Origin of the sequence: Pseudomonas sp. xss_4, assembly GCF_043104125.1 — a bacterium.
GTDB classification, from domain to species: domain Bacteria; phylum Pseudomonadota; class Gammaproteobacteria; order Pseudomonadales; family Pseudomonadaceae; genus Aquipseudomonas; species Aquipseudomonas parafulva_B.
On record NZ_JBICKJ010000048.1, the window covers coordinates 132,931 to 158,393 of the forward strand.

General features: G+C 61.8%; 24 protein-coding genes. 11 read left to right on the forward strand and 13 right to left on the reverse strand.

Annotated features, from left to right (window positions below):
* The first annotated feature begins 157 nt into the window (after nucleotides 1–157).
* The gene (locus ACF8GB_RS09965) at nucleotides 158–1,804 is read left to right on the forward strand and encodes a GMC family oxidoreductase N-terminal domain-containing protein (RefSeq protein ID WP_326383984.1); all 1,647 of its coding nucleotides are present in this window, start codon (nucleotides 158–160) and stop codon (nucleotides 1,802–1,804) included.
* Nucleotides 1,805–1,897: 93 nt separating this feature from the next.
* A complete protein-coding gene (locus ACF8GB_RS09970; RefSeq protein ID WP_058602703.1) occupies nucleotides 1,898–3,517 on the forward strand; it encodes an MFS transporter in 1,620 nt (539 codons plus the stop codon).
* 180 nt (nucleotides 3,518–3,697) lie between these two features.
* On the opposite strand, the gene ACF8GB_RS09975 is transcribed toward ACF8GB_RS09970, so the two are convergent.
* From ACF8GB_RS09975 to glyQ, 4 genes are read right to left on the reverse strand one after another with little or no spacing between them, the layout of a single operon-like run.
* A complete protein-coding gene (locus ACF8GB_RS09975; protein ID WP_326383985.1) occupies nucleotides 3,698–4,480 on the reverse strand; it encodes a lysophospholipid acyltransferase family protein in 783 nt (260 codons plus the stop codon).
* Nucleotides 4,481–4,527: 47 nt separating this feature from the next.
* The gene (gmhB, locus tag ACF8GB_RS09980) at nucleotides 4,528–5,055 is read right to left on the reverse strand and encodes a D-glycero-beta-D-manno-heptose 1,7-bisphosphate 7-phosphatase (RefSeq protein ID WP_100850530.1); all 528 of its coding nucleotides are present in this window, start codon (nucleotides 5,053–5,055) and stop codon (nucleotides 4,528–4,530) included.
* 3 nt (nucleotides 5,056–5,058) lie between these two features.
* A complete protein-coding gene (gene glyS, locus ACF8GB_RS09985) occupies nucleotides 5,059–7,113 on the reverse strand; it encodes a glycine--tRNA ligase subunit beta (RefSeq protein ID WP_058602700.1) in 2,055 nt (684 codons plus the stop codon).
* A complete protein-coding gene (gene glyQ / locus ACF8GB_RS09990) occupies nucleotides 7,110–8,057 on the reverse strand; it encodes a glycine--tRNA ligase subunit alpha (protein ID WP_023532379.1) in 948 nt (315 codons plus the stop codon). Before glyQ ends, glyS begins: the two co-directional genes overlap by 4 nt.
* Nucleotides 8,058–8,140: 83 nt before the next feature.
* Between glyQ and ACF8GB_RS09995 the strand changes: the two genes are divergently transcribed.
* Nucleotides 8,141–8,692, forward strand: a complete 552-nt coding sequence (locus tag ACF8GB_RS09995; protein WP_058638762.1) for a DNA-3-methyladenine glycosylase I — start codon at nucleotides 8,141–8,143, stop codon at nucleotides 8,690–8,692.
* A 41-nt stretch (nucleotides 8,693–8,733) separates the two neighbouring features.
* Nucleotides 8,734–9,621 carry a lysophospholipid acyltransferase gene (locus tag ACF8GB_RS10000; protein WP_058638761.1) on the forward strand — a complete coding sequence of 296 codons (888 nt, stop codon included), beginning with the start codon at nucleotides 8,734–8,736 and terminating at the stop codon, nucleotides 9,619–9,621.
* A gap of 55 nt (nucleotides 9,622–9,676) precedes the next feature.
* Here ACF8GB_RS10000 and ACF8GB_RS10005 read toward each other — a convergent pair whose 3' ends face one another.
* Genes ACF8GB_RS10005 through def form a run of 5 tightly spaced genes read right to left on the reverse strand, consistent with a single transcriptional unit; the run spans nucleotide 9,677 to nucleotide 14,194 of the window.
* Entirely contained in the window at nucleotides 9,677–9,985 is a 309-nt protein-coding gene (locus ACF8GB_RS10005) for a tetratricopeptide repeat protein (protein ID WP_078477758.1), read from the reverse strand.
* A gap of 10 nt (nucleotides 9,986–9,995) precedes the next feature.
* Nucleotides 9,996–11,369 (reverse strand): Trk system potassium transporter TrkA, encoded by a 1,374-nt coding sequence (gene trkA / locus ACF8GB_RS10010; RefSeq protein ID WP_058602697.1) that lies wholly within the window; start codon nucleotides 11,367–11,369, stop codon nucleotides 9,996–9,998.
* A 19-nt stretch (nucleotides 11,370–11,388) separates the two neighbouring features.
* Nucleotides 11,389–12,699, reverse strand: a complete 1,311-nt coding sequence (gene rsmB, locus ACF8GB_RS10015; RefSeq protein ID WP_078477759.1) for a 16S rRNA (cytosine(967)-C(5))-methyltransferase RsmB — start codon at nucleotides 12,697–12,699, stop codon at nucleotides 11,389–11,391.
* Nucleotides 12,696–13,628 carry a methionyl-tRNA formyltransferase gene (fmt, locus tag ACF8GB_RS10020; RefSeq protein WP_058638758.1) on the reverse strand — a complete coding sequence of 311 codons (933 nt, stop codon included), beginning with the start codon at nucleotides 13,626–13,628 and terminating at the stop codon, nucleotides 12,696–12,698. The genes rsmB and fmt overlap by 4 nt, the downstream gene beginning before the upstream one ends.
* 59 nt (nucleotides 13,629–13,687) lie before the next feature.
* Nucleotides 13,688–14,194 carry a peptide deformylase gene (def, locus tag ACF8GB_RS10025; protein ID WP_023532616.1) on the reverse strand — a complete coding sequence of 169 codons (507 nt, stop codon included), beginning with the start codon at nucleotides 14,192–14,194 and terminating at the stop codon, nucleotides 13,688–13,690.
* Between the two features lie 207 nt (nucleotides 14,195–14,401).
* Here def and dprA point away from each other — a divergent pair, with 207 nt between their 5' ends.
* The 3 genes from dprA (at nucleotide 14,402) to ACF8GB_RS10040 (ending at nucleotide 16,779) form a co-directional block, all read left to right on the forward strand.
* Nucleotides 14,402–15,499, forward strand: a complete 1,098-nt coding sequence (dprA, locus tag ACF8GB_RS10030) for a DNA-processing protein DprA (protein WP_145254154.1) — start codon at nucleotides 14,402–14,404, stop codon at nucleotides 15,497–15,499.
* Nucleotides 15,500–15,540: 41 nt separating this feature from the next.
* A complete protein-coding gene (locus tag ACF8GB_RS10035) occupies nucleotides 15,541–16,098 on the forward strand; it encodes an L-threonylcarbamoyladenylate synthase (RefSeq protein WP_027913284.1) in 558 nt (185 codons plus the stop codon).
* A gap of 375 nt (nucleotides 16,099–16,473) precedes the next feature.
* Nucleotides 16,474–16,779, forward strand: coding sequence for a hypothetical protein (locus tag ACF8GB_RS10040; protein ID WP_392526939.1), 306 nt, complete (start codon nucleotides 16,474–16,476; stop codon nucleotides 16,777–16,779).
* A gap of 131 nt (nucleotides 16,780–16,910) precedes the next feature.
* Here ACF8GB_RS10040 and ACF8GB_RS10045 read toward each other — a convergent pair whose 3' ends face one another.
* Nucleotides 16,911–17,888, reverse strand: a complete 978-nt coding sequence (locus tag ACF8GB_RS10045) for an NADPH:quinone reductase (protein ID WP_058638755.1) — start codon at nucleotides 17,886–17,888, stop codon at nucleotides 16,911–16,913.
* A gap of 134 nt (nucleotides 17,889–18,022) precedes the next feature.
* Here ACF8GB_RS10045 and hemF point away from each other — a divergent pair, with 134 nt between their 5' ends.
* Nucleotides 18,023–18,934 carry an oxygen-dependent coproporphyrinogen oxidase gene (gene hemF / locus ACF8GB_RS10050; protein ID WP_144963788.1) on the forward strand — a complete coding sequence of 304 codons (912 nt, stop codon included), beginning with the start codon at nucleotides 18,023–18,025 and terminating at the stop codon, nucleotides 18,932–18,934.
* Nucleotides 18,935–18,959: 25 nt separating this feature from the next.
* Nucleotides 18,960–19,784 (forward strand): shikimate dehydrogenase, encoded by an 825-nt coding sequence (gene aroE, locus ACF8GB_RS10055; RefSeq protein WP_196121370.1) that lies wholly within the window; start codon nucleotides 18,960–18,962, stop codon nucleotides 19,782–19,784.
* Nucleotides 19,785–19,823: 39 nt separating this feature from the next.
* Here the strand turns inward: aroE and ACF8GB_RS10060 are convergent, their stop codons facing one another.
* From ACF8GB_RS10060 to betC, 3 genes are all read right to left on the reverse strand, one after another.
* Nucleotides 19,824–21,389, reverse strand: a complete 1,566-nt coding sequence (locus tag ACF8GB_RS10060) for a SulP family inorganic anion transporter (protein WP_392526940.1) — start codon at nucleotides 21,387–21,389, stop codon at nucleotides 19,824–19,826.
* Between the two features lie 89 nt (nucleotides 21,390–21,478).
* Complete coding sequence (gene choX / locus ACF8GB_RS10065; protein WP_145254170.1) at nucleotides 21,479–22,408, reverse strand: choline ABC transporter substrate-binding protein; 930 nt, start codon at nucleotides 22,406–22,408, stop codon at nucleotides 21,479–21,481.
* Nucleotides 22,409–22,422: 14 nt separating this feature from the next.
* The gene (gene betC / locus ACF8GB_RS10070) at nucleotides 22,423–23,940 is read right to left on the reverse strand and encodes a choline-sulfatase (RefSeq protein WP_392526941.1); all 1,518 of its coding nucleotides are present in this window, start codon (nucleotides 23,938–23,940) and stop codon (nucleotides 22,423–22,425) included.
* Nucleotides 23,941–24,048: 108 nt separating this feature from the next.
* Between betC and ACF8GB_RS10075 the strand changes: the two genes are divergently transcribed.
* Both ACF8GB_RS10075 and ACF8GB_RS10080 read left to right on the forward strand, forming a co-directional pair.
* The gene (locus tag ACF8GB_RS10075; protein WP_196126618.1) at nucleotides 24,049–24,948 is read left to right on the forward strand and encodes a choline sulfate utilization transcriptional regulator; all 900 of its coding nucleotides are present in this window, start codon (nucleotides 24,049–24,051) and stop codon (nucleotides 24,946–24,948) included.
* Nucleotides 24,949–25,003: 55 nt separating this feature from the next.
* A complete protein-coding gene (locus ACF8GB_RS10080; protein ID WP_196136767.1) occupies nucleotides 25,004–25,342 on the forward strand; it encodes a DOPA 4,5-dioxygenase family protein in 339 nt (112 codons plus the stop codon).
* Nucleotides 25,343–25,463: the final 121 nt, after the last annotated feature.

Genomic DNA, 25,463 nt, shown 5'->3' on the forward strand with positions numbered 1-25,463 from the left:
ATATCTGTATCGAACACCCAGGTGTTAGGTGCCGACGCTCCACGAGGTATCGCTGTGCTTAAACGCACAACGGGTGCGCGAAATCGCGTGTTTCTTCCGCGAAATTACTCACTAAGCTGGTTGGGGACAAGAACAAAAACAGGCCCTGAGGTCCTCTATGTCATCAGTCGATTCTGCCTACGACTATGTGATCGTGGGTGCCGGCCCCGCTGGCTGCTTGCTGGCAAACCGGTTGTCTGCCGACCCGTCATGCCGGGTGCTGCTGCTCGAAGCCGGTGGGCGGGATAACTACCCTTGGATTCACGTGCCAGTGGGCTACCTGTACTGCATCGGTAACCCGCGCACGGACTGGTGCTTCAAGACCGAGGCCCAGCCTGGGCTGCAAGGTCGATCGCTGGGTTACCCTCGTGGCAAGGTCCTGGGCGGGTGCTCTTCGATCAATGGCATGATTTACATGCGTGGCCAGGCAGCTGACTACGATCACTGGGCTAGCCTAGGCAACCGGGGCTGGGCCTGGAAAGACGTGTTGCCGCTGTTCAAGCAAAGCGAAAGCCACCATGGCGGTGCCAGCGAACACCATGGTAGTAGCGGTGAATGGCGTGTAGAGCGCCAACGCTACAGCTGGCCGATCCTCGACGCTTTCCGCGATGCAGCCGAGCAGACGGGTATTACCAAGGTCGATGACTTCAATACGGGTGACAACGAAGGCTGTGGATATTTTCAGGTCAACCAGCGCAGTGGTGTTCGCTGGAACGCATCCAAAGCCTTTTTGCGCCCCATCAAACACCGCCCTAACCTGAGTGTCCTGACCGATGTGCAGGTGGACCAGGTGCTGCTCAGCAACACGCGTGCTCGCGCAGTTAAAGCCTATTGGCAGGGCAGCTGGCACGAGTTCTCGGCGCGACGAGAGATTGTGCTGTGTGCAGGTGCAGTAGGCTCGCCCGGCATCCTGCAACGCTCGGGCATTGGTCCACAGCAGTTGCTGGAGGGCTTGGGTATCGGGGTGCGCCATGCCGTACCGGGTGTGGGTAGCAACCTGCAGGATCACTTGCAACTACGGCTGATCTACCAGATCGGCAACGCACGTACCCTCAACCAGATGGCCAATAGCCTGTGGGGGAAGATGGGCATGGGCCTGCGCTACCTGTACGATCGCAGCGGTCCGCTGGCCATGGCCCCGAGCCAGCTGGGCGCATTCGTGCGTTCAAGCCCCGACCAGGCCACTGCGAACTTGCAGTACCACGTGCAGCCTCTGTCACTGGAGCGTTTTGGCGAGCCGTTGCATCAGTTTCCAGCCTTCACGGCTTCGGTGTGCAATTTGCGGCCACTGAGCCGTGGACGTATCGATATTCGCAGTGCAGACATGCACAGCGCGCCCTTGATCGACCCCAATTACCTCAGCGACCCCCAGGACCTGCGCGTCGCCGCCGACGCCATTCGTCTCACCCGGCGCATTGTGCAGGCCCCTGCCCTTGCCGCCTTTGCGCCCAAGGAATATCTGCCAGGGCCTGCCCTGCAGACCGAAGAACAGCTGCACGAAGCGGCGGGCAAGATAGGCACGACGATCTTCCATCCCGTAGGGACCTGCCGCATGGGCAATGGCCCTATGGATGTGGTCGATGACCAGCTTCGTGTTCATGGCATCCCAGGCCTTCGCGTGGCAGACGCATCGATCATGCCCCAGATCACGTCGGGCAATACCTGTTCACCTACCCTGATGATCGCCGAGAAGGCGGCGCAGCTTATTTTGAAAGGAGTAGCCACTACGACCTTCCTCAACCAGGATGCAGTACCAACACCCTGACCGGGTGTGCAATACGACAGCGCGTAGTCGGACGCTGTCGGCAGTGGAACAACAAGAATAATCACTGTGGCCTGCGGGCCGAGGACAGCAACGATGTCGGATTACATCCAAGAGCAGGATGCGGCCGCCAGCCGCCCCAGTCGTCGTGAAGAACGCAAGATCATCTTCGCGTCATCGCTCGGTACGGTTTTCGAGTGGTACGACTTTTTCCTCTACGGCGCCCTGGCTGCCGTGATCAGCAAGCAGTTTTTCGCGGGCGTCAACGACACCACCGCGTTCATTTTTGCACTGATGGCGTTTGCCGCGGGCTTTCTGGTGCGACCGTTTGGCGCGCTGGTGTTCGGCCGCCTGGGGGACATGATCGGGCGCAAGTACACCTTTCTCATCACCATCGTGCTGATGGGACTGTCCACGTTCGCCGTTGGCCTTTTGCCCACCTATGCCAGCATCGGCATCGCAGCGCCGATCATCCTGGTCGTGCTGCGCATGCTGCAAGGCCTGGCGCTGGGCGGTGAGTACGGCGGTGCAGCCACCTACGTGGCCGAACATGCACCACCTGGCAAGCGGGGGTTCCATACTGGGTTCATTCAGTCCACCGCCACCTTGGGTCTGTTGCTGTCATTGCTGGTGGTACTGGGCAGCCGTTACGTGAGTGGTGATCAGTTCGAAACCTGGGGCTGGCGGCTGCCGTTTCTGCTGTCCATCGTGCTGTTGGGGATCTCGACCTGGATCCGGATGAGCATGCACGAGTCCCCGGCCTTCGTGAAAATGAAGGCACAGGGCAAGATCAGCAAATCGCCAATCCGTGAGTCGTTTACGTCCTGGCCAAACCTGAAGGTCGTGCTCACGGCCCTGTTCAGTATCAATGCGGGTCAGGCTGTCACCTTCTATACGGCACAGTTCTACGTGCTGTTTTTCATGACCCAGATGTTGAAGATGGACCCGGCCCAGGCCAACACCCTGCTGATCATCAGCGTGGTGATCGGGGCGCCGTTTTTCGTGTTCTTTGGATGGCTGTCCGATCGGATTGGGCGCAAACCGATATTGATGCTGGGCCTGCTGTTGGCCACGGTGCTCTACTTCCCCTTGTTCAAGGCCCTTAGCTTCTACGCCAACCCGCAGATCGACACCGCCAGCCGCCAGGCACCCATCGTCGTCACCGCTGACCCGAAAGGTTGCACCTTCCAGTTCGACCCTGTGGGCAAAGCCCGCTTCGATAGCCCTTGCGACAAGGTAAAGACCTTCCTGGTCAAGCAGGGTTTACCCTACAACTCGGTAAGCGTAGATGGCAGCGACGTGGTCGTGAGCATCGGCGACAAAACCATCAATGGCTATGACGAAGCGGCCATGCGTGCGGCGGTCGAGCAGGCAGGGTACCCCGCCAAGGCTGATCCGGCCCAAGTCAACAGCGTGATGGTGGTGGTGTTGATTGTGGCCATGATCCTGATCGCCACCATGACCTATGGACCGCTGGCTGCCGTGATGGTCGAGCTGTTCCCTACGCGTATCCGGTACACCTCCATGTCCTTGCCCTACCACATCGGCAATGGCTGGTTCGGCGGTTTCCTGCCCACGGTATCGTTCGCCTTGGTGGTCTACACCGGGGATATTTTCTACGGGTTGTGGTATCCGGTACTGGTCACAGGCATCAGCCTGGTAGTGGGCATCTTCTGTCTCAAAGAGACCAAGGATGTGGACATCGACAAGGTGTGATTCGCTAAACCGCAGCTATAAAAAAACCGGCTCTAAAAGCCGGTTTTTTTATGCCCTGAAAAAACTTATGCACGTTTTTCCAAAAAATCAATAAAGAACAAATATGCAGCAAATTCATAGGCTTAGCTAGTTTTCGCAACAGCTAATCCATAATTTGCTCACACGTTATCCACAAGCGGCTCAGGCCTGGGCCTGCGTGCTTTCTTCGACCTGCGCAACAGAGCCCAAGCCCCGTTGGGTGGCTTCGTTCCAGGCCTGGGCGCGGTCATTGAGTTCGGCGATGGCGCGAGGGCCTGTGCCGTTGGCGTACATGGGTTCGCCGATCACCACTTCGATGGTGCCAGCGTGCTTGCCCCAGCCATTCTTCGGCCAGTACTTGCCGGCATTATGGGCAATGGGCAATACCGGTAGCCCAGCGTTTACCGCCAGCGCCGTTCCGCCTCGAGAGAACTTGCCCACCGTGCCAAAAGGTACGCGTGTGCCCTCCGGGAAAATCAGGACCCAGGTTTTCTGCTTGAGCAGTTCATCGCCCTTCTTGGCCACCTGGCGCAAGGCTTCCTTGGGGTTGTCGCGGTCGATGGCAATGGGGCGCAGCATGGCCATGGCCCAGCCAAAGAAAGGCACATACAGCAGTTCACGCTTGAGCACTTGGCTGAGCGGCGAGAAATACTGGGACAGGAAAAACGTCTCCCAAGTGCTCTGGTGATTCGACAAGATCACGCAAGGCTCGGCTGGCACGTTTTCAGCGCCGGTAATCTTGTAATCGATGCCTACGATGACGCGTGCCAGGAAAATAGCGCAGCGGCACCAGTACACATTGATGAATCTGTAGCGCTTGGGGAACGACAGAAATGGCGCAACGAAGAAGCTCAGCGAGCACCAGAGCAGCGAACTGGTACCCAGCAGCAGGTAAAAAAGAAAGACTCTGATCGCCTGCAGGATCGACATAGTGGTTCGTACCATTGCGGGACTTGCCCGCTTTTAGAAAAGTGCGCCCAAAGGCGCACCGTTTAGATAAGTGCTCTGGCGATGGCAGCCAGATCGTCATAGATCAGGGTTGAGGCCGGAACGCCCTTCTCCAGGGTGCGTTCGCCTTTGCCTGTCTTTACCAGAACAGGTTGTGCATCGACGGCCAGCGCAGCCTGTAGGTCACTTTGGCTATCGCCCACGAACCAGACGCCCTCAAGGTTTGCCTGGTAATGCTCGGCGATGGCCCGCAACAGGCCCGGCTTGGGCTTGCGGCAGTCGCAGCCTTCATCGGGGCCATGCGGGCAATACACGATATGCCCCACCTCACCGCCCTGCTCGGCCACCAGCATGCGCAAGCGCGCATGCATGGCCTCGAGCGTCGCGATTGGGTAATAACCACGGGCGATACCGGACTGGTTGGTGGCCACGGCCACCGTCCAGCCCGCTTTGCTCAACTGCGCGATCGCCTCGATGGCGCCAGGGATGGGCACCCATTCATCCAGCGACTTGATATAGGCGTCGGAGTCCTGGTTGATGACCCCGTCACGATCGAGAATCAGCAGTTTCAAGGCTTACCCCAGCAGCGAAATGTCGGCCACGCCCAGGAACAGCCCACGCAGACGGCTGAGCAGGGCATATCGGTTGGCACGTACCTTGGCGTCCTCGGCATTGACCATCACGGCCTCGAAGAAGGCATCGACCGGATCACGCAGTGCGGCAAGGCGCGCCAGCGACTCGCTGTACTGGCGTGCAGCAGCCATCGGTTGCACAGCCTGATCGGCTTGCTGGATGGCCGAGTACAGCGAGAACTCGTTGGCGTTGTCGAAGTACTTGGGCTCGACCTGTTCGGCGATGGCGCCTTCTGCCTTGCTCAACAGGTTCGACACGCGCTTGTTGACGGCGGCCAGTGCCTCGGCTTCGGGCAGCTTGCGGAAGGCCTGGACAGCCTGAACGCGCTGATCGAAGTCCAGTGCAGAACCCGGCTGAAGCGCGCGAACCGAAAGGTAGGTGGCGACGTCGATGCCTTCGTCTTCGTATCGAGCACGCAGCCTGTCGAAGATGAACTCCAGCACCTGGTCAGCCAGCCCGGCAGCCTTGACCTTGGCCCCGTATTGCTTGACCGCGAACTGCACGGCACCGGTCAGGTCCAGGTCCAGCTGCTTCTCGATCAGGATACGCAGCACGCCCAGTGCGGCGCGGCGCAGGGCGTACGGGTCCTTGCTGCCGGTTGGCAGCATGCCGATGCCGAAGATACCCACCAGGGTATCGAGCTTGTCGGCGATGGCGACGGCAGCACCGGTCAAGGTCTGAGGCAGTTCTGCACCAGCACCGCGTGGCATGTACTGCTCGTTCAGCGCCAGCGCCACATCCTGCGGTTCATCGTCGTTGAGCGCGTAGTAGTAGCCGGCTACGCCCTGCATCTCTGGGAACTCACCGACCATTTCCGTGGCCAGGTCGCACTTGGACAGCAAGCCGGCACGCGCGGCCCGTTGAGCATCGCCGCCAATCAAGGGCGCAATGAACGCTGCCAGTTTCGATACTCGCTCGGCCTTGTCATAGACCGTACCCAGCTGGGCCTGGAATACCACATTCTTCAAGCGCTCGTTGAAGGTTTCCAGCGGTTGCTTCTTGTCCTGCTTGAAGAAGAACTCGGCGTCGGTCAGGCGCGGACGCACGACCTTTTCATTACCCTGCACGATCTGCTTGGGGTCGCGGCTCTCGACGTTGGCCACGGTGATGAAGCGCGGCAGCAGCTTGCCTTCGCTGTCGAGCAGGCAGAAGTACTTCTGGTTGTCCTGCATGGTGGTGATCAAGGCTTCTTGCGGCACCTCCAGGAAACGCTCTTCGAACGAGCACACCAGCGGTACCGGCCACTCGACCAGCGCGGTCACCTCGTCCAGCAACGCGGGCGGCACGATAGCGGTGCCTTCCTGCTGCATGGCCAGCTCGGCGGTGCGTTTGGCGATCAGGTCGCGACGCTCACTGAAATCGGCCAGCACGTAGGCCTTGCGCATGTCTTCGACATAGTTGGCCGGGGCGCTGATGGTGACGTTTTCCGGATGGTGGAAGCGGTGCCCGCGCGATTGGCGGCCGGCTTTCTGGGACAACAGGGTGCAGTCGACCACCTGATCGCCTAGCAGCATCACCAGCCATTGGGTCGGACGCACGAACTCTTCACGGCTTGCCGCCCAGCGCATGCGCTTGGGAATAGGCAGGTCGTTGAGCGAGTCTTCGACGATGGTCGGCAGCAGGCCTGCGGTCGCCTTGCCGGGGATGTGCTGGGAGAAGCGCAGCTTGGGGCCGCTACGGTCGATGTCGGCCAGCTCCACACCGCACTTCTTGGCAAAGCCCAGTGCAGCCTGGGTCGGCTCGCCTTCTGCGTTGAAGGCCGCTTGCAGGGGCGGGCCATCGATGTTGATGCTGCGGTCAGGCTGCTGCACATCGAGTTGACGGATCAGCACCGCCAGGCGACGCGGCGCGGCGTAGACCGATTTGCCGGTGTAGTTCAGGCCAGCAGCTTGCAGGCCTTTTTCGATACCGGCCAAAAACGCGTCGCCCAGGGTCGCAAGGGCCTTGGGTGGCAGCTCTTCGGTGCCCAGTTCTACCAGGAAATCTTGAGCACTCATTGTGCAGCCTCCAGCTTAGCCAACACTTCGTCACGCAGTTCGGGGGTCGCCATCGGGAAGCCCATGCGCGCACGGGCCTGCAGGTAGCTTTGCGCCACGTCGCGGGCCAGGGTTCGCACCCGCAGGATGTAACGCTGGCGCTCGGTCACCGAGATGGCGCGACGGGCATCGAGCAGGTTGAACGTATGGGATGCCTTGAGGACCATTTCATAGGTCGGCAACGGCAGCTCCAGCTTGATCAGGCGGTTGGCTTCGCTTTCGTAGAAGTCGAACAGCTCGAACAATTTCTCGACGTTGGCGTGCTCGAAGTTGTAGGTCGACTGCTCCACTTCGTTCTGGTGGAACACGTCGCCGTAGCTGACCTTGCCGAACGGACCATCGGCCCATACCAGGTCGTAGACCGAGTCCACGCCCTGGATATACATGGCCAGGCGCTCCAGGCCATAGGTGATTTCACCGGTCACCGGGTAGCATTCGATACCACCGACCTGCTGGAAGTAGGTGAACTGGGTCACCTCCATGCCATTGAGCCAGATTTCCCAGCCCAGGCCCCAAGCGCCGAGGGTTGGCGATTCCCAGTTGTCTTCGACGAAGCGAATGTCGTGCACCAACGGGTCCAGACCGATGGCCTTCAGCGAGCCGAGGTACAGCTCCTGGAAGTTGGCCGGGTTGGGCTTGAGCACCACCTGGAATTGATAGTAATGCTGCAGGCGGTTGGGGTTTTCGCCATACCGCCCGTCGGCAGGGCGACGGCTTGGCTGCACGTAGGCGGCGTTCCAGGTTTCTGGACCCACTGCGCGCAGGAAGGTAGCGGTGTGGAAAGTGCCGGCGCCTACTTCCATATCGTAGGGCTGAAGCACCACACAACCTTGCTCGGCCCAGTAGTTCTGCAGGGCGAGGATCAGGTCTTGGAAGGTACGCACGGCTGGCGTAGGCTGGCTCACGAAATTCACCTGTATCTGGGGATGCGGATGTAAAGAGCGGGAGTATAACCTGATTCGCCTCGCCCTCTACTCATTGGAGCCTTATGCCACGCTGCTTTTGGTGTACCGACGATCCGTTGTACCAGACCTACCATGACCAGGAATGGGGAACGCCCCAGCGTGACCCGGCGTTGCTGTTCGAGATGCTTTTGCTCGAAGGGTTCCAGGCAGGGCTTTCCTGGATCACCGTGCTGCGCAAGCGCGAGCGCTACCGTGAAGTGCTGGAGGGCTTCGATCCTGCGAAACTCGCGGTGATGAGCGACGAGCGCATCGAGGCGTTGATGCAGGATGCCGGCATTATCCGCAATCGGCTCAAGCTCAAGGCTGCCAGGCGCAATGCCCAGGCCTGGCTGGCTGTGGATAACCCCGCCGAGTGGCTATGGTCGTTCGTCGGCGGCGCCCCGAAGATCAATCATTTCAACACGCGCAGCGAAGTCCCGGCCGTGACCGAAGAAGCCCAAGCCATGAGCAAGGCGTTGCGCAAGGCCGGCTTCACCTTCGTCGGCCCGACCATCTGCTATGCCTTCATGCAGGCAACCGGCATGGTCATGGACCACACCACCGACTGTGATCGCTACGCCGCCTTGTCCCACTGAAGGGTTACAATGCCCGTCTTGCTGAAATAAGGAACTCGCCTGTGGAAAAGTTCAAGGGCGCCCTGATGGTCGGGGTGCTGCGACTGTTCGCCAAGTTGCCTTGGGGTGCGGTGCAACGCGTCGGGGCCGGCATCGGCTGGCTGATGTGGAAAATACCCAATGGCTCGCGCAACGTGGTGCGCATCAACCTGGCCAAATGCTTCCCCGAGATGGACCCGGTTGCCCGCGAGCAGCTGGTCGGCCAGGCACTGCGGGACATCGGCAAATCCTTCGTCGAAAGCGCCTGCGCCTGGATCTGGCCCCCACACCGTTCGCTGGAACTGGTCAAGGAAGTGCATGGGCTTGAAGTGCTGGAGCAGGCCCTGGCTTCAGGAAAGGGGGTTGTGGGTATCACCAGCCATTTGGGCAATTGGGAAGTGCTGAACCACTTCTATTGCAACCAATGCAAGCCGATCATTTTTTACCGGCCACCCAAGCTCAAGGCGGTGGACGACCTGCTGCGCGAGCAGCGTGTGCAGATGGGCAACCGCGTGGCACCTTCGACCAAGGAAGGCATCCTCAGTGTGATCAAGGAAGTTCGGCGCGGTGGCCAGGTCGGCATCCCGGCCGACCCCGAGCCGGCCGAATCGGCGGGTGTATTCGTTCCCTTCCTGGGCACTGAGGCGCTGACCAGCAAGTTCGTGCCGAACATGCTGGCTGGCGGCAAGGCAGTCGGGGTTTTCCTGCATGCCCTGCGTCTGCCTGATGGCTCAGGCTTCAAGGTGTTTCTGGAAGCCGCGCCGGAGGCGATGTATAGCACCGACGTGCACGAGTCGGCGGCCGCGATGAGCAAGGTGGTCGAGCGGTATGTGCGCGAGTATCCCAGCCAGTACATGTGGAGCATGAAGCGCTTCAAGAAGCGTCCGGCAGGTGAGGCGCGCTGGTATTGAGGCGCGCATCGCCAGCAGCGGCTGTCTGGCAGCCGATGCGTCGGCGCTAGCGAGCTCAGCGTTTGTCGAGTTTCTTGAGAAACACCGTCATCTCTTTCTCGGCCTGCTTGTCACCATGGGCCTGCGCCGACGCGATGCCGTCTTCCCAGGCCTTGCGCGCCGCTGGCAGGTCCGCCAGCAACTGGTAGGCCTTGCCTAACAACTTCCAGGCTGCCGAGTACTTGGGGTCCTGCTCGACACAGCGAGCCAGGTGCACTGCAGCCTGCGCGCCATTGCCTTCGTCGAGCCAAGCCTTGCCCAAGCCAAAGCGCAGCAATGGGTTATCCACACCCTTGGCCAGCATGTTTTCCAACGATTGGCGCATGTCCCGCCTCCTAGAAGAAACTCAAGCCGACGTGGAACAGCTTTTCCACATCCCGAATGTGTTTCTTGTCCACAACGAATAGGATCACGTGGTCACCTGATTCGATGACTGTCGTGTCGTGCGCGATGAGCACACTGTCGTGGCGAATGATGGCACCGATGGTCGTGCCTGGGGGCAGGGTTATGTCCTCGATTGCCTTGCCCACCACCTTGCTCGACTTCGCATCACCGTGGGCCACCGCCTCGATGGCTTCGGCTGCACCACGACGCAGCGAATGCACGCTCACGATATCGCCACGGCGCACATGCGCCAGCAAAGTGCCGATGGTGGCCAATTGCGGGCTGATGGCAATGTCGATTTCACCCCCCTGCACCAGGTCTACATAGGCCGGGTTGTTGATGATCGTCATGACCTTGCGTGCACCCAGGCGCTTGGCCAGCAGGGACGACATGATGTTGGCTTCGTCATCGTTGGTCAGAGCCAGGAAGATATCGGTGTCGGCGATGTTTTCTTCCAGCATCAGGTCCTTGTCCGATGCGCTGCCCTGCAGCACCACGGTACTGTCCAACGTATCGGACAGGTAGCGGCAGCGTGCCGGGTTCATCTCGATGATTTTTACCTGGTAGCGGCTTTCGATGGCTTCGGCCAGGCGCTCGCCTATCTGCCCGCCGCCAGCGATGACGACACGCTTGTTGGTTTCATCGATGCGGCGCAGCTCACCCATGACCGCCCGGATATCCTTTTTGGCGGCGATGAAGAACACCTCGTCATCGGCCTCGATCACCGTGTCACCGCGCGGTGTGATCGAGCGGTCACGGCGGAAGATCGCCGCCACCCGGGTTTCCACATGGGGCATGTGCGCGCGTATCTGGCGCAGCTGCTGGCCGACCAGCGGGCCGCCGTAGTACGCCTTCACGGCCACCAACTGCGCCTTGCCCTGGGCGAAGTCGATGACCTGCAACGAACCGGGCTGTTCGATCAGGCGCTTGATGTAGTGGGTGACGACCTGTTCTGGGCTGATCAGCACATCGACCGGGATGTGGTCGTTGTCGAACAGTTCTTCGCGGGTCAGGTAGGCCGACTCGCGCACCCGGGCGATTTTTGTCGGTGTGTGGAACAGCGAGTAGGCCACCTGGCACGCGACCATGTTGGTCTCGTCGCTGTTGGTCACGGCAACCAGCATGTCGGCGTCCTCGGCGCCTGCCTGTCGCAACACCGTAGGCAGCGACCCACGCCCCTGCACGGTGCGGATATCCAGGCGATCACCCAGGTCGCGCAGGCGGTCGCCATCGGTGTCGACCACGGTGATGTCGTTGGCCTCGCTGGCCAGGTGCTCTGCAAGCGTTCCGCCCACCTGGCCGGCGCCCAGGATGATGATCTTCATCCGCTACTCCCCAGTGTGCTCAACCGCGCGAGGCGGCAATCTTGATCAGCTTGGCATAGTAGAAACCGTCGTGGCCGCCTTCCTGGGCCAACAACTGGCGCCCATGCGTCTGGCGCAGGCCCGCTTCGGTGGCCAGGTCCAGCTCGCGTGCGCCTGGCGTGCGCGCCAGGAACGCGCCGATCACCTCGGTATTTTCGGTCGGTAGGCTGGAGCAGGTGGCGTACAGCAGCATGCCGCCCACCTCCAGTGTTGGCCACAGGGCATCGAGCAACTCGCCTTGCAAGGCCGCCAGTGGCGCGATGTCTTCGGCCTGGCGAGTGAGCTTGATGTCTGGATGACGACGGATGACGCCAGTGGCCGAGCAAGGAGCGTCCAGCAGGATGCGCTGGAACGGTTTGCCATCCCACCAACTGGCCGTGTCGCGGGCATCGCAGGCGATCAGTTCGGCGTCGAGCCTCAGGCGGTCGAGGTTTTCGCGCACGCGCACCAGGCGCTTGGCTTCAAGGTCGATGGCCACCACGTGAGAGAGCCCGGCTTCGGCCTCCAGCACATGGCAGGTCTTGCCTCCCGGGGCGCAGCATGCGTCGAGCACGCGTTGACCGGGCGCCAGCTCTAGCAGGTCGGCGGCCAGTTGCGCGGCTTCGTCCTGGACGCTGATCCAGCCCTCGGCAAAGCCTGGCAGGCCGCGAACATCCCGCGGCTCGGCCAGCACGATACCGTCACGGCTATACGCGCAGGCCTGGGCCTGGACGCCTGCATCGGCGAGCAGCTTCAGGTAGCCGTCGCGGCTGTGATGGCGGCGGTTGACGCGCAGGATCATCGGCGGGTGCGCATTGTTGGCGGCGCAGATGGCTTCCCACTGGTCCGGCCAGAAGGCCTTGAGCGCCTTTTGCAGCCAGCGTGGATGGGCGGTGCGCACTACCGGGTCGCGCTCCATGTCGGCCAGCATGGCTTCGCCGTCGCGCTGTGCACGGCGCAGCACCGCGTTCAGCAGCCCCTTGGCCCAGGGTTTTTTCAGCTTGTCGGCGCAACCCACGGTTTCACCAATGGCGGCATGAGCCGGGATGCGGGTATAGAACAACTGGTACAAGCCAATCAGCAACAACGCCTGCACATCGGCATCGGCGGCCTTGAAGGGCTTTTGCAACAGCTGCGCTGCCAGCAGGCCCAGGCGCGGCTGCCAACGGGCGGTACCAAAGGCCAGGTCTTGGGTCAGCCCGCGGTCACGGTCCTCGACCTTGTCCAGTTGCGCGGGCAGGGAGCTGTTGAGGGAGGCCTTGCCGCTGAGCACAGCGGCAAGGGCACGGGCGGCAGCCAGGCGTGGGTTCATTGGCCGAGCACCTTGCCTGGCGTGAATTTCTCTTTGCGGCTGTTGAACAGGTCAGCGAAGGCTAGCGCTTTGCCACCCGGCAATTGCAGGCGGGTCAGGCTGAGCGCCTGCTCGCCGCAGGCAACCACCAGGCCGTCTTTGCTTGCCGCCAGGATTTCACCGGGTGCGCCCTGCCCTGTGGCCAAGCACGCACCCAGCACCTTCACGGTTTCCCCGTCGAGCGTGCTGTGGCAAATCGGCCAAGGGTTGAATGCCCGAATCAGGCGCTCCAGCTGTTCAGCTGGCAGGGACCAGTCCAGACGCGCTTCGTCCTTGTTCAGCTTGTGCGCATAGGTAGCCAGGGCGTCGTCCTGCGTCTCGCCGTGCAAGGTGCCATCGGCCAGCCCGGCGATGGCCTGGATGACGGCCGCCGGCCCCATTTGCGCCAGGCGATCGTGCAGGCTGCCGCCGGTATCAGTGGCGTTGATCGGGGTGACGACCTTGAGCAGCATGGGGCCGGTGTCCAGGCCCGCTTCCATGCGCATGACGGTCACGCCGCTTTCGGCATCGCCCGCCTGCACTGCCCGCTGAATCGGGGCCGCCCCGCGCCAGCGTGGCAGCAGGGACGCGTGGCTGTTGATGCAGCCAAGGCGCGGGATGTCCAGTACCGCCTGAGGCAGGATCAAGCCGTAGGCAACCACGACCATCAGGTCGGGTGCCAAGGCTGCCAATTGTGCCTGGGCCTCGGCATTGCGCAGGCTTGGTGGTTGCATCACCGGGATGTCATGGGCCACGGCCAGCGCCTTGACGGCGCTGGGCATCAGCTTCTGACCGCGGCCTGCCGGGCGATCGGGCTGGGTGTAGACGGCCACGACTTCGTACGGGCTGTCGAGCAAAGCCTTGAGATGTTCGGCGGCAAACTCGGGAGTGCCTGCAAAGACGATGCGCATGGTGTTCTCGCTGCAAAAAGAAAAAGGCTTGCCGGAGCAAGCCTTCTGGAAGGTGGGAATCAGGCTTGCTGGCGGTGCTGTTTTTCCAGCTTCTTCTTGATTCGATCCCGCTTGAGCTGTGACAGGTAGTCGACGAACAGCTTGCCATTGAGGTGATCGAACTCGTGCTGCACGCACACCGCCAGCAGGCCTTCGCATTCCAGCTCGAACGGTGTGCCGTCACGATCCTGGGCCTTGACCCTCACGCGCAGGGGCCGATCGACGTTCTCGTAGAAGCCCGGCACTGACAGGCAACCTTCCTGGTACTGGCCCATGTCATCGGTCAGTTCCTCGACCGACGGGTTGATGAAGACGCGAGGTTCGCTGCGGTCTTCGCTGAGGTCCATCACCACGACTTGCTGGTGCACGTTGACCTGGGTCGCAGCCAGGCCGATGCCAGGGGCTTCGTACATGGTTTCAAACATGTCGTCGATCAGCTGGCGCAGGGCGTCGTCGAACGCCGTCACCGGTTTGGCGATGGTGCGCAGGCGCGGGTCCGGGAATTCGAGAATGTTCAAAATGGCCATAAGGTCAGGCAGTCACTGTGCGTTTGGTTGAAAACTGAACACACATAATAAAGGGAAACGCGGACTTCGGCACCAGGCAACCTCGTCTAGGGTGACTATTGGCGTGATAGCCCCCAGCCAATGGACAGCTTTTCAAAGTGTTACTCACAGAGTTATCCACAGGTTGCGCAGCCTGAATCCACCGTTTCGCATCAAGGATGATTGCCGATGTCTGATTGCTCTTTATCTACTTGCCCGCCTGCAGAACTGGAGGCGCGGTTGCGCCTGCATTGCCTTCCTGAGACCGGCTTGCGCCGCTTTTCTACCCTGATCGAGGCCTTCGGAAGTGCCTCATCGGCGCTCAGTGCCCCCGGTGCTGCCTGGCGCGCACTGGGCATCCCCCATGCCAGCATCGATGCAAGGCGCAGCCCTCAAGTGCGGGATGCGGCCAGTGCTGCAATGCGCTGGCTAGAGCGTCCGGGCCAGCAATTGCTGATGTGGGACAGCCCAGACTACCCCGCACTGCTCGCCGAAATCGACGATGCCCCGCCGCTGCTGTTCGTGGCGGGGAACGCTTCACTGCTCAGCCGCCCACAACTGGCGATCGTGGGCAGCCGCCGCGCGACGCCGCCGGCGGTGGACACGGCTGGCGCATTTGCCAGGTACCTTGCCCAGGCGGGCTTCGTCGTCACCAGTGGCCTGGCGGTAGGCATCGATGGTGCCGCTCACCGTGCTGCGCTGCAGGCTGGCGGGGCCACGATAGGCGTACTGGGCACAGGGCTTGAAAAACTTTATCCACAGCGGCACAAGCCGTTGGCCCAGGCGATGATCGACAACGGCAGTGCACTGGTGTCGGAGTATCCGCTCGACGCCGGGCCGCTGCCCGGTAATTTTCCCCGGCGCAACCGCATCATTAGCGGTCTTTCGTTGGGTGTGCTGGTGGTCGAGGCCAGCTTGGCCAGTGGCTCGTTGATCACGGCCCGGCTCGCCGCCGAGCAGGGCCGTGAGGTCTATGCCATTCCCGGCTCCATTCATCACCCCGGCGCCAAAGGCTGTCACCAGCTGATCCGCGACGGCGCCCTGCTTGTCGAAAGCGTCGAGCAGATACTCGAAACCCTGCAAGGCTGGCAGAACCTGCCTCCGGCAGCTGCAGACACCTTCGATCACCCGCTGCTGGCGCTGCTGCATGCGGCACCGCAGAGCACCGAAAGCCTAGCCCATTGCAGTGAGCAGCCGCTGGCAGAGGTACTGGCGCAGCTCACCGAACTGGAGCTTGCTGGCCGGGTCAGCAATCAAGCGGGGCGTTGGTTTGCCCGCTCGGGCTGAGTAAACTGCGCCCAGGCAACATTCCCAGTGGAGAAACATCAATGGTGAGCAGTTTTCGTGTGCAACAAGCCGCACGTGAAATCCGGGCTGGCGCAGTGATCGCCTACCCGACGGAGGCGGTCTGGGGCCTGGGCTGCGACCCGTGGAACGAGGACGCGGTCTATCGGCTGCTGGCACTGAAGTCGCGACCTGTGGATAAGGGGTTGATCCTGGTCGCTGACAACATCCGCCAGTTCGACTTCCTGTTCGAAGACTTCCCCGAAGACTGGATCGACCGGATGGCCAGCACCTGGCCTGGTCCCAACACCTGGCTGGTGCCGCATCAGGATCTGTTACCTGAATGGGTGACCGGGCAGCACGACACCGTAGCGCTTCGCGTCAGCGACCACCCCGTGGTGCGCGAGCTGTGCGCGTTGGTCGGGCCGCTGATCTCCACGTCGTGCAACCCTGGCGGGCGCCCTGCGGCAAAGACCCGGCTGCGGGTGGAGCAGTACTTCCACGGACAACTGGATCTGGTGCTGGGTGGGGCGTTGGGCGGGCGGAAGAACCCGAGTTTGATTCGCAATCTGGCTACCGGTGAAGTGGTGCGGCCGGGTTGATGCACCTGCGGGCCATGCTGTTGGCCAGGCTTGGACCGAGCGCCTGAGCCATCCCCCTCATGACGACTTGGTTTTTTCTGATTTTTGCCAAGGCGGTTGTTTGATATTCGGTTTGGGAAATATCCTACGAGCCGCGTCCCCTTCCATCACCTTTTCAGTAGGAACCTCTCCCCATAGGCTTCAGCTGTCGCCAAATACCTTGGCGATCGGGTGTGGTAACCCGGATGTACCTGGGGCGTCACAGCTATGGCAGCTGTGCGCGGGAGGCGTCATGCCTGCCGGGAGCGCTCCAGCCCGGTTTACCACCTCGCGTACAGCTGCCGCCTTAACCGTGTGGTAACGGCTTGGCGCCAGCTTCATCGTCTGGAGCAAGCCTTGAAAAAAATCGTACCTGATCCACCCCTTCCTTCTACTTCCGCCCACCCATTTGGCCGCTGCGACGCAGGTCACGAGCCGCTGTTTGCAGTCAACCCGAACATTTCCGCCGAGGACGCTCTGGTCCACGTAGCCCTGTACCTGCGTAGCGCCTACGAAACCGGCTACAAAGCCCTGGATTACCTGCGAGAAGAAGGCCGTGGCATGTTCTGGTCGAACCTGCATGCGATTGAAATGGCAGAAGGCGTAGTCGAGGCCATCCTGGATGGCATCGAGTCGACTCCGCCGTCGCAGAAGAAGGTGTGAGGGCTGACAGGTGTTCGCCTTTAGGTTTATCGCGCCTGTGAGATCGAGCGCCGCCCGCGTGGCGCTCGATCTGCGCAACACTACAAAAACCAAGGCAAGCACCTGGTCGCCATAACGCGACCTTCTGCCAATCAAGGCAACAAAACAGTGGACCCCACAGTCCGCCGCGCCGACAGCTCGCTCTGGGCCTTGGCCGCTTCGCTGAGCGGGTAGCGCTGCTGGATATCCACCGTCACTTTGCCGCTGGCAATCATGGCGAAGAGGTCATCAGCCATGGCCTGGGTGTTCTCGGCGTTGTTGGCATAAGTCGCCAGGGTCGGCCGTGTGACGTACAGCGAGCCCTTCTGCGCCAGAATGCCCAGGTTCACCCCACTCACCGCACCCGAGGCATTGCCGAAGCTCACCATCAACCCCCGCGCTTGCAGGCAATCGAGCGACGTCAGCCAGGTGTCGGCGCCCACCCCGTCATACACGACTGGGCATTTCTTGCCGTCGGTCAGCTCCAGCACCCGTTTGGCGACATCCTCCTGGCTGTAGTCGATGGTGGCCCAGGCGCCCAAGGCCTTGGCCCGCTCGGCTTTTTCGGCAGAGCTCACGGTACCGATGAGCTTGGCACCCAGCGCCTTTGCCCACTGGCACGCCAGCGAACCCACACCGCCTGCGGCCGCATGGAACAGGATTACATCGCCAGGTTGCACAGCGTAGGTCTGCTTGAGCAGGTACTGCACGGTCAGGCCCTTGAGCATGACGGCGGCAGCCTGTTCGAAGCTGATGGCCTCTGGCAGCTTGACCAGGTTGGCCTCAGGCAGCGTGTGCACCTCGCCGTAGGCGCCCAATGGGCCCCCGCCATACGCCACGCGGTCGCCGACCTTCAATCGGGACACGCCAGGGCCCACGGCCTCGACTACCCCTGCCCCTTCGGTACCCAGGCCCGAAGGCAGGGACGGCGGCGCGTACAAACCGCTGCGGAAATAGGTATCGATGAAGTTCAGGCCCACAGCGTGGTTGCGCACGCGCACTTGCTGAGGCCCAGGGTCAGCGGGCTCGAAGTCAACCCACTGCAGCACTTCGGGGCCGCCGTGCTGGCTGAACTGGATACGCTTGGCCATCTCGTACTCCTGGATTCGGGATCGGGAAAGGGGCCTCTATCGGACGCCTTTGCTTGACTGCCGTCAACTGCGGGGCGCTGGCAGGCGGTGTTATGCTACGCGCCACTTGTTTCCTGCCCGCTCCTGGTGACCCGATGATTAGCCGCACCGAGGCTGTGAAAGCCTATCTGCTCGACTTGCAAGACCGCATCTGCTCAGCCCTGGAACGCGAAGACGGCGGCGCCCGCTTCGTCGAGGACGCCTGGGTGCGCGAAGCGGGTGGTGGGGGCCGTACGCGGGTGATCGGCGAAGGCACCGTCATCGAGAAAGGCGGGGTGAATTTCTCCCATGTGTTCGGCACCGGGTTGCCGCCTTCAGCCAGCGCCCATCGGCCGGAGTTGGCTGGGCGCGGTTTCCAGGCGCTCGGGGTGTCGCTGGTGATCCACCCGCATAACCCCCACGTGCCTACTTCCCACGCCAACGTGCGGTTTTTCATCGCCGAGAAGGAAGGCGAAGAGCCGGTCTGGTGGTTCGGCGGTGGCTTCGACCTGACGCCGTATTACGGTGTAGAGGAAGATTGCGTGCACTGGCATCGAATCGCGGAACAGGCGTGCGCGCCCTTTGGCGCCGATGTTTACCCACGCTACAAGGCCTGGTGCGACCGGTATTTTCACCTCAAGCACCGGGGTGAGCCCCGTGGCATCGGCGGGCTGTTCTTCGATGACCTGAACGAGTGGGACTTCGATACCTGCTTCGCCTTCATCCGCGCCATCGGCGATGCCTATATCGACGCGTACCTGCCCATCGTGCAGCGCCGCAAGGGTACGCCCTATACCCCACAGCAACGGGAATTCCAGGAGTTTCGCCGGGGCCGCTACGTCGAGTTCAACCTGGTCTACGACCGTGGCACGTTGTTCGGGCTGCAGTCTGGCGGGCGCACCGAGTCCATCCTCATGTCGCTACCACCGCAGGTACGCTGGGGCTATGACTGGAAACCCGCGCCAGGCAGTGAAGAGGCGCGGCTGACCGAGTACTTCCTGCAAGACCGTGACTGGCTCGGCCAGTAAGCCTGTAACCATTCAAGGAGCCGTCATGGACCAGTACGTCGTTTTTGGCAACCCGATCGGCCACAGCAAGTCGCCGCTGATTCATCGCCTGTTCGCCGAACAGACCGGCCAGGACCTGGAGTACGCCACGCTGCTGGCGCCGCTGGACGACTTCAGTGACTGCGCGCGCGGCTTTTTCAAGCAAGGCAGCGGTGCCAACGTCACCGTGCCATTCAAGGAAGAAGCCTATCGCCTGTGCGACAGCCTTACCCCGCGCGCGCGTCGTGCAGGCGCGGTGAACACGCTCAGCAAGCTGCACGACGGTACTTTGCAGGGGGACAACACCGACGGTGCGGGGCTGGTCCGTGACCTGACCGTCAATGCCGGTGTGGAACTGGCAGGTAAACGCATCCTTGTCCTCGGTGCCGGCGGCGCCGTGCGCGGGGTGCTGGAGCCGCTGCTAGCGCAAAACCCGCAGTCACTGGTGATCGCCAACCGCACGGTGGAAAAGGCCGAACGCCTGGCCGAGGCGTTCGATGAGCTGGGGCCGGTGGTGGCCAGCGGGTTCGCCTGGTTGCAAGAGGCGGTGGACGTGATCATCAATGCAACCTCGGCCAGCCTGGCCGGTGAGCTGCCACCGATTGCCAGCAGCCTCATCGAACCCGGTCGCACGGTGTGCTACGACATGATGTATGGCAAGGCGCCAACGCCGTTCTGCCAGTGGGCCACCCAACATGGCGCTGCCAAGGTGCTGGACGGTCTGGGGATGCTGGCCGAACAAGCCGCCGAAGCTTTTTATGTGTGGCGCGGTGTGCGGCCGGACACTGCTCCGGTTCTCGCTGAACTGCGCCGCCAGCTGGCGCGGGGCTGACAGCAATCTGAGCGCCTGAGCGGCGCTTCATGTGGCTGCTCAGTCCTCGAACCGGATTGGGCAACGCGCCGGGCCTTCGAGCTTGTGCAACTCTTCGATCACCTGTGGCCTGGCGCCGCGCAAGGTCAGGCTGCCGCCCGTTCGCTGCAGCCGCCTCGCCTCGCGGTGCAGCATGTCCACCCCTGAATAGTCGATGAAGTTGACCTGCCGCGCATCCATGACCACCTGCGGGCCCTGGCAGCGCTGCAGGCGTACTTGCAGGTAATGCGCGGCACCGAAGAAGATCGAGCCGCCTACACGCAAGATGTCCGCATCGCCTTCGCGGCTCTGGTGGATGCGCGGACGCGAGGTGCGCTTGAGGTAGAAGAACAGGGAAACCAGCACACCGGCATAGATGGCCGTCTGCAATTCCAGGAGCAAGGTGGCCGCTGCCGTCAGCGCCATGACCACGAACTCGGCGCGGCTCACACGCAGCAATGCGCCGATGGCCTTGCGATCAACCAGCCCCCAGCAAATCAACAGAATGCTGCCAGCCATCGCCGGAATCGGCAGGTGCGCGATCAGGCCGGCACCGGCGACGGCGAACACCGCTACCCACAGCGCCGAGAACACCCCGGCCATGGGCGAGCGTGCGCCTGCGTCATAGCTCAGGCCCGATCGGGTGAACGAGCCCGATGAGAGGTAGCCGGAAAAGAACGCACCGACGATGTTGGAGAGCCCTTGGGCTCGTATTTCCCGGTCGGCGTCAATCAGTTGCTCGGAGCGCGCAGACAACGAACGGGCGATGGACAAGCTGGTCACCAGTCCCAGCATGCCAACGGCCACGGCGCTGGGGAGCAGGCGCAGTATCAGGTCCATGTCCAGCAGCGGCACGGCACTCAGAGGTGGCAGGCGCCCCTCGAACACCGGTACACGCGGCACGTGCTCGAACACGCCGGGCAGCAGCCACGCCAGCAGGCTGACGGCCAACAGACTGATCAACAGGCTAGGCCAGCGGGGGCGCCATAGTTTCAGCGCCATGCCCACTGCAACGGTAAGCGCCCCCAGTATCAAGGACGGCACATCCATTTCGCCGGCATGGCTGGCCAAGTCCTGAGCCGTCTTCAAGGCGGTGGCCTGGCTGGGCAAATCCAGCCCGAGCAGGTTGGGCAGCTGCCCCAGCGCGATGACCACGGCAGCCCCAAGGGTGAAGCCGATCACTACCGAATGCGAGACGAAATTGACCAAGGCCCCGAAACGCAGAAGCCCCAGCAGCAACTGGAAGACACCGCCCAGAAAGGTCAGCAGCAGCACAAGGGTGATGTAGTCATCGCTTCCTGCTACTGCCAACGGGCTGACACTGGCGTAAAGCACGATGGAAATGGCCGCCGTCGGTCCGCAGATCAGGTGCCAGGAGGACCCCCACAGGCAGGCGATCAGCACCGGGACGATGGCTGCATACAGCCCATATTCCGCTGGCAGGCCGGCGATCAGGGCATAGGCGATGGATTGCGGGAGCGCAAGGATGGCGCCGCTCAAACCTACCAGCAGGTCCTGACGCAAGCTGCGGGGCGTCTGGCGCGGCAGCCAGGCTAGAAAGGGCAGCAGGCGTATGAGGCGATGCATAGGGTGGTCAAATCCCCAGGATGTGTCTGTTCTGGAGAGTGATCTGTTTCACGAATCAACCGCAGACAGACCCGCTCTCCACTCGCTGTTTACAAGGTTTGTTTCACGGCCGCGACGGCGTCTGCACCCGCTTTGGTGGTCACGCCGTTCAGCCAGCCATCCAGTGCCTCGGGGTGCGCTTTCACCCAGGCCCTGGCCGCCTCGTCGAAGCTGATCTTCTTATCCAGAACCTCGGCCATGATGGTGTTTTCCATGTCCAGCGTGAAGCTCAGGTTGCTCAGCAACTTTGCCGCGTTCGGGCAGGCTTGTGGATAACCCTTACGTGTCAGCGTGAACACGTCGCCTTTGCTACCGAACCACTTCTCGCCACCGGTCAAGTAATGCATGTTCAGCTTCACGTTCATGGGGTGCGGCGTCCAGCCGAGGAAGGCTATGTACTGCTGTTTCTTGACCGCTCGATCCACCTGGGCCAGCATGGCCTGCTCGCTGGACTCCACCAGTTTCCATTTGCTCAGGCCGAAGGCATCACCCTTGATGATCTCTTGCAGCGAGAGATTGGCCGGCGCGCCTGAGCCAATGCCGTACAGCTTCCTGCCAAACTGATCGGCGTGCTTGTTCAAGTCCGCGAAATCACGTACCCCGCCTTTCCACACATAGTCCGGCACCGCCAGGGTGAATTCGGTTCCTTGCAGGTTACGCGAGAGCTGCTGCACATCCCCGTTGGCGACGAACTTGTCATGGAAGCCTTGGTGCGCAGGCATCCAGCTCCCAAGAAAGGCATCGACTTGGCCATCCTTGAGCCCGCCATAGATGATCGGCACCGCCAGGCTCTCCACCTTCACCTGGTACCCCAGGGGTTCAAGCAACAGCCGGGCCACTGCGTTGGTGGTGGCGATGTCACTCCACCCGGGGTCGGCCAGCTTGACGGTTGAGCATTGCGCGTTGTTATCGGCGGCCTGGGCGTTAAGCGTACTCAGGCTGACGGCTAGCGCGAACAAGGTAGCTGCGAACGTATGCATGGCGGGCTCTCTTTTCAATCCAGTGGGGCGGGCTGTGGATAACGTGCCTTGCGCTCGAGGTCGTCAAGATCGATGTGGTTGCGCATGTACTGCTGACTGGCGTCCACCCAAGGTTGGTGATCCCAGCTGCTCAACTTGCCAATGGCCAGTGCCTGGGCCACCAGACGGCGACGTCGCTGGCTGGCCAGCACCTGCTCGCGCAGGCCGGGTATGTCCCAGCGCTGGCGCGCCTCGGTGACGAACCCCTGCAGCAATGCCTGATGATCCGGGCTGGTAGCCAGATTCTCCCGCTCGTACGGGTCGCGGCTCAGGTCATAGAGTAGACAGGGGTCGTCCTCGCTGTACACGAACTTGTAGGAACCCCGGCGGATCATCATCAGCGGGCCGACGGTACCCTCGGCCATGTATTCACCAATCACCTCATCGTGACCGCTCTGCCCTTGCAGGTGGCCAAGCAGTGAGCGGCCGTCCAGGTGAAGGGATTTATCCACAGCCCCACCTGCCAGCTCGACCAGGGTAGGCAGCAGGTCGCAGGTCGAGACGGACGCACTGACGCGTCCGGCCGAGAAGCGTTGCGGGGCATGGATCAGGAGCGGTACACGGGCTGACATCTCGAACCAATGCATTTTGTACCAGAGGCCGCGCTCACCCAGCATGTCGCCATGGTCGCCCGAGAACACGATCAAGGTGTCGTCGGCGAGGTTGCATTCCTCAAGGGTGTGCAGCAATTGACCGATATTGTCGTCGATGTAGCTGCAAGCGCCGAAGTAGGCCCGCCGGGCATCGCGGATTTTGTCCACAGGGAGCGGTTTGTCCCAAAGGTCGTAGACCTTGAGCAATCGCTGGGAGTGGGGATCGAGCGAGGCTTGGCTATCCGTGTGCTTGGGTAACGGGATATCCACACCGTCGTAGCGATCCCAGTAGCGTTTGGGGATGGTGTAGGGATCGTGAGGGTGGGTCATGGACACTGTCAGACAGAACGGGCGGCCGTCGTTTTCACGGACATGGTCATACAAATACTGACGCGCCTTGAACACCACTTCCTCGTCAAAATCCAGCTGGTTCGTACGTACGCATGGCCCGGCCTGCAGCACTGAGGACATGTTGTGGTACCAGCTTGGTCGCACGTCAGGCTCATCCCAATTCACGGCCCAGCCGTAGTCGGCCGGGTAGATATCGCTGGTCAGGCGTTCCTCATAGCCGTGCAGTTGATCGGGCCCGCAGAAATGCATCTTGCCGGACAGCGCCGTGCGATAGCCTAAGCGGCGCAGATAGTGGGCGTAGGTGGGGATATCGGCGGGGAAGTCAGCCGCGTTGTCATAGGCCCCAATACGGCTAGGGAGCTGACCACTGACGAGGGTGAAACGCGAGGGGGCGCACAGCGGGCTATTGCAGTAAGCCGAATCGAACACCACGGCCTGTGCAGCCAGACGAGTGAGATGAGGCATCTGTATGGGTGAGTCGGCGTAGATGGGCAGCAAGGGTGCTGCCATCTGATCAGCCATAATGAACAGGATATTAGGGCGTTTCATGCAAGCTCCCATCGTTGAAGGTTATGCGCAATGCTTGCCTACCACGATGCGGCTGTGCATAACATGGGTAAAGCCCCCGTAGGGCAATGCGTGGGATTAGCCAGGCTTATGTTTGAACACCTTGCTGGATTGTCGTTGGATACCCTACGCGTGTTCGAGGCGGCCGCACGCTTGCGCAGCTTTACGGCAGCTGCCTTGGAGCTGGGCACCACGCAACCGGCAATCAGTCAGCAGGTAAAACGCCTGGAGGCGCAACTGGGCGCGCGGCTGTTCGACCGCATCTACCGGGGCATCGAGCTGACCGAGGCGGGCCAAGTGTTGTTCGAGTACGCCAGCCAGGGGTTGCAAACCATGGACGATGGCGTGGCCCGCGCAAGCGGGCGCCATCAGCGTGAAGTACTTCAGGTGGCGACGGATTTTGCATTCGCTGCGTTCTGGTTGATACCCCGTCTGCAGCGCTTTCATGAAGCGTATCCACAGGTCGATGTAAGCCTGGTGACGGGTGAGCGAAGCCAAGGCATGTTGCGCCCGGACATTGACGTGGCGGTGCTATTCGGCGATGGGCGTTTTCATCAAGGCGAGAGCCGTTGGCTGTTCGATGAGGAGGTTTTCCCGGTATGCAGCCCTCGCCTTGTCCATGGCAAACCCTTGTCTGCCGCGGCTTTGCAGCGTTTGCCGCTGCTGCATCTCAAGGGTGAGCAGGCGAGCCGGTGGTTCGACTGGGCAGGTGTCTTTCGCGGGCTCGGGGTGACCAGCGCGCCGCCTGCGGGGCAGCTGCGGTTCGACAACTACACGTTGTTGATCCAGGCCGCCATCGCGGGCCAGGGCATGGCGATCGGCTGGCGGCATCTGGTGGATGGGCTGGTCGACCAAGGGTTGCTGTGCCGGCCGTTGGAGGGCACCTTGCGGTCGGCACGTGGGTATTACGCCGTATTGCCGCCGCGCAAGCGTCGCGGGGCGTTGATCGCACGCTTCGTGGATTGGCTTGAGCACGAGCGTTGCCTCTGAGATGCTGGGCCCGCTTGTGGCATGTTGTCAGAATCGACGCACATCAGGAGTAGCTGTGCAGAGAATCAAGGGTTATCACGCCCACGTGTACTACGACGCCTCCACCTTGGAGCAGGCGCGAGCCTTGTGCGAGGAGGCAGCCGCGCTGTTTCCGGTCACCATGGGGCGTATGCACACCAGGCCTGTTGGGCCGCATCCGGACTGGAGCTGTCAGTTGGCGTTCGAGCCTGAGCTTATTGGCGTGGTGCTGCCCTGGCTGGCGTTGCACCGCAGGGGGCTGGTGGTCTTTTTGCACCCGCTTACCGGGGATGAGCTGGCAGACCACCGCGATCATGCGATCTGGATGGGGGCGCTGCGGCCTCTAGACTTGTCGGTTTTTGGCGAAGGGCGTTAATTGGGCGATCCAATCTTAGGCGCGTTCTTGCCGGAGCGGCCGCGATGCCTGCGAAGCAGCCCCCAGGATTTCAGCTTCGCAGCTCATATTGCTGGGGCCGCTATGCGGCCCATCGCGGCAC

Bases quoted from the DNA above. Each gene is read 5' to 3' on its own strand.
- fmt (WP_058638758.1), bottom strand. From the start codon at position 13,628: ATGCGCATCGTCTTTGCAGGCACTCCCGAGTTTGCCGCCGAACATCTC.
- aroE (WP_196121370.1), top strand. From the start codon at position 18,960: ATGGACCAGTACGTCGTTTTTGGCAACCCGATCGGCCACAGCAAGTCG.
- glyS (WP_058602700.1), bottom strand. From the start codon at position 7,113: ATGAGTGCTCAAGATTTCCTGGTAGAACTGGGCACCGAAGAGCTGCCA.
- ACF8GB_RS09965 (WP_326383984.1), top strand. From the start codon at position 158: ATGTCATCAGTCGATTCTGCCTACGACTATGTGATCGTGGGTGCCGGC.
- rsmB (WP_078477759.1), bottom strand. From the start codon at position 12,699: ATGAACCCACGCCTGGCTGCCGCCCGTGCCCTTGCCGCTGTGCTCAGC.
- ACF8GB_RS09995 (WP_058638762.1), top strand. From the start codon at position 8,141: ATGCCACGCTGCTTTTGGTGTACCGACGATCCGTTGTACCAGACCTAC.
- ACF8GB_RS10035 (WP_027913284.1), top strand. From the start codon at position 15,541: ATGGTGAGCAGTTTTCGTGTGCAACAAGCCGCACGTGAAATCCGGGCT.
- betC (WP_392526941.1), bottom strand. From the start codon at position 23,940: ATGAAACGCCCTAATATCCTGTTCATTATGGCTGATCAGATGGCAGCA.
- dprA (WP_145254154.1), top strand. From the start codon at position 14,402: ATGTCTGATTGCTCTTTATCTACTTGCCCGCCTGCAGAACTGGAGGCG.
- def (WP_023532616.1), bottom strand. From the start codon at position 14,194: ATGGCCATTTTGAACATTCTCGAATTCCCGGACCCGCGCCTGCGCACC.
- ACF8GB_RS09975 (WP_326383985.1), bottom strand. From the start codon at position 4,480: ATGGTACGAACCACTATGTCGATCCTGCAGGCGATCAGAGTCTTTCTT.
- hemF (WP_144963788.1), top strand. From the start codon at position 18,023: ATGATTAGCCGCACCGAGGCTGTGAAAGCCTATCTGCTCGACTTGCAA.
- trkA (WP_058602697.1), bottom strand. From the start codon at position 11,369: ATGAAGATCATCATCCTGGGCGCCGGCCAGGTGGGCGGAACGCTTGCA.
- ACF8GB_RS10005 (WP_078477758.1), bottom strand. From the start codon at position 9,985: ATGCGCCAATCGTTGGAAAACATGCTGGCCAAGGGTGTGGATAACCCA.
- ACF8GB_RS10060 (WP_392526940.1), bottom strand. From the start codon at position 21,389: ATGCATCGCCTCATACGCCTGCTGCCCTTTCTAGCCTGGCTGCCGCGC.
- ACF8GB_RS10075 (WP_196126618.1), top strand. From the start codon at position 24,049: ATGTTTGAACACCTTGCTGGATTGTCGTTGGATACCCTACGCGTGTTC.
- ACF8GB_RS10045 (WP_058638755.1), bottom strand. From the start codon at position 17,888: ATGGCCAAGCGTATCCAGTTCAGCCAGCACGGCGGCCCCGAAGTGCTG.
- choX (WP_145254170.1), bottom strand. From the start codon at position 22,408: ATGCATACGTTCGCAGCTACCTTGTTCGCGCTAGCCGTCAGCCTGAGT.
- ACF8GB_RS09970 (WP_058602703.1), top strand. From the start codon at position 1,898: ATGTCGGATTACATCCAAGAGCAGGATGCGGCCGCCAGCCGCCCCAGT.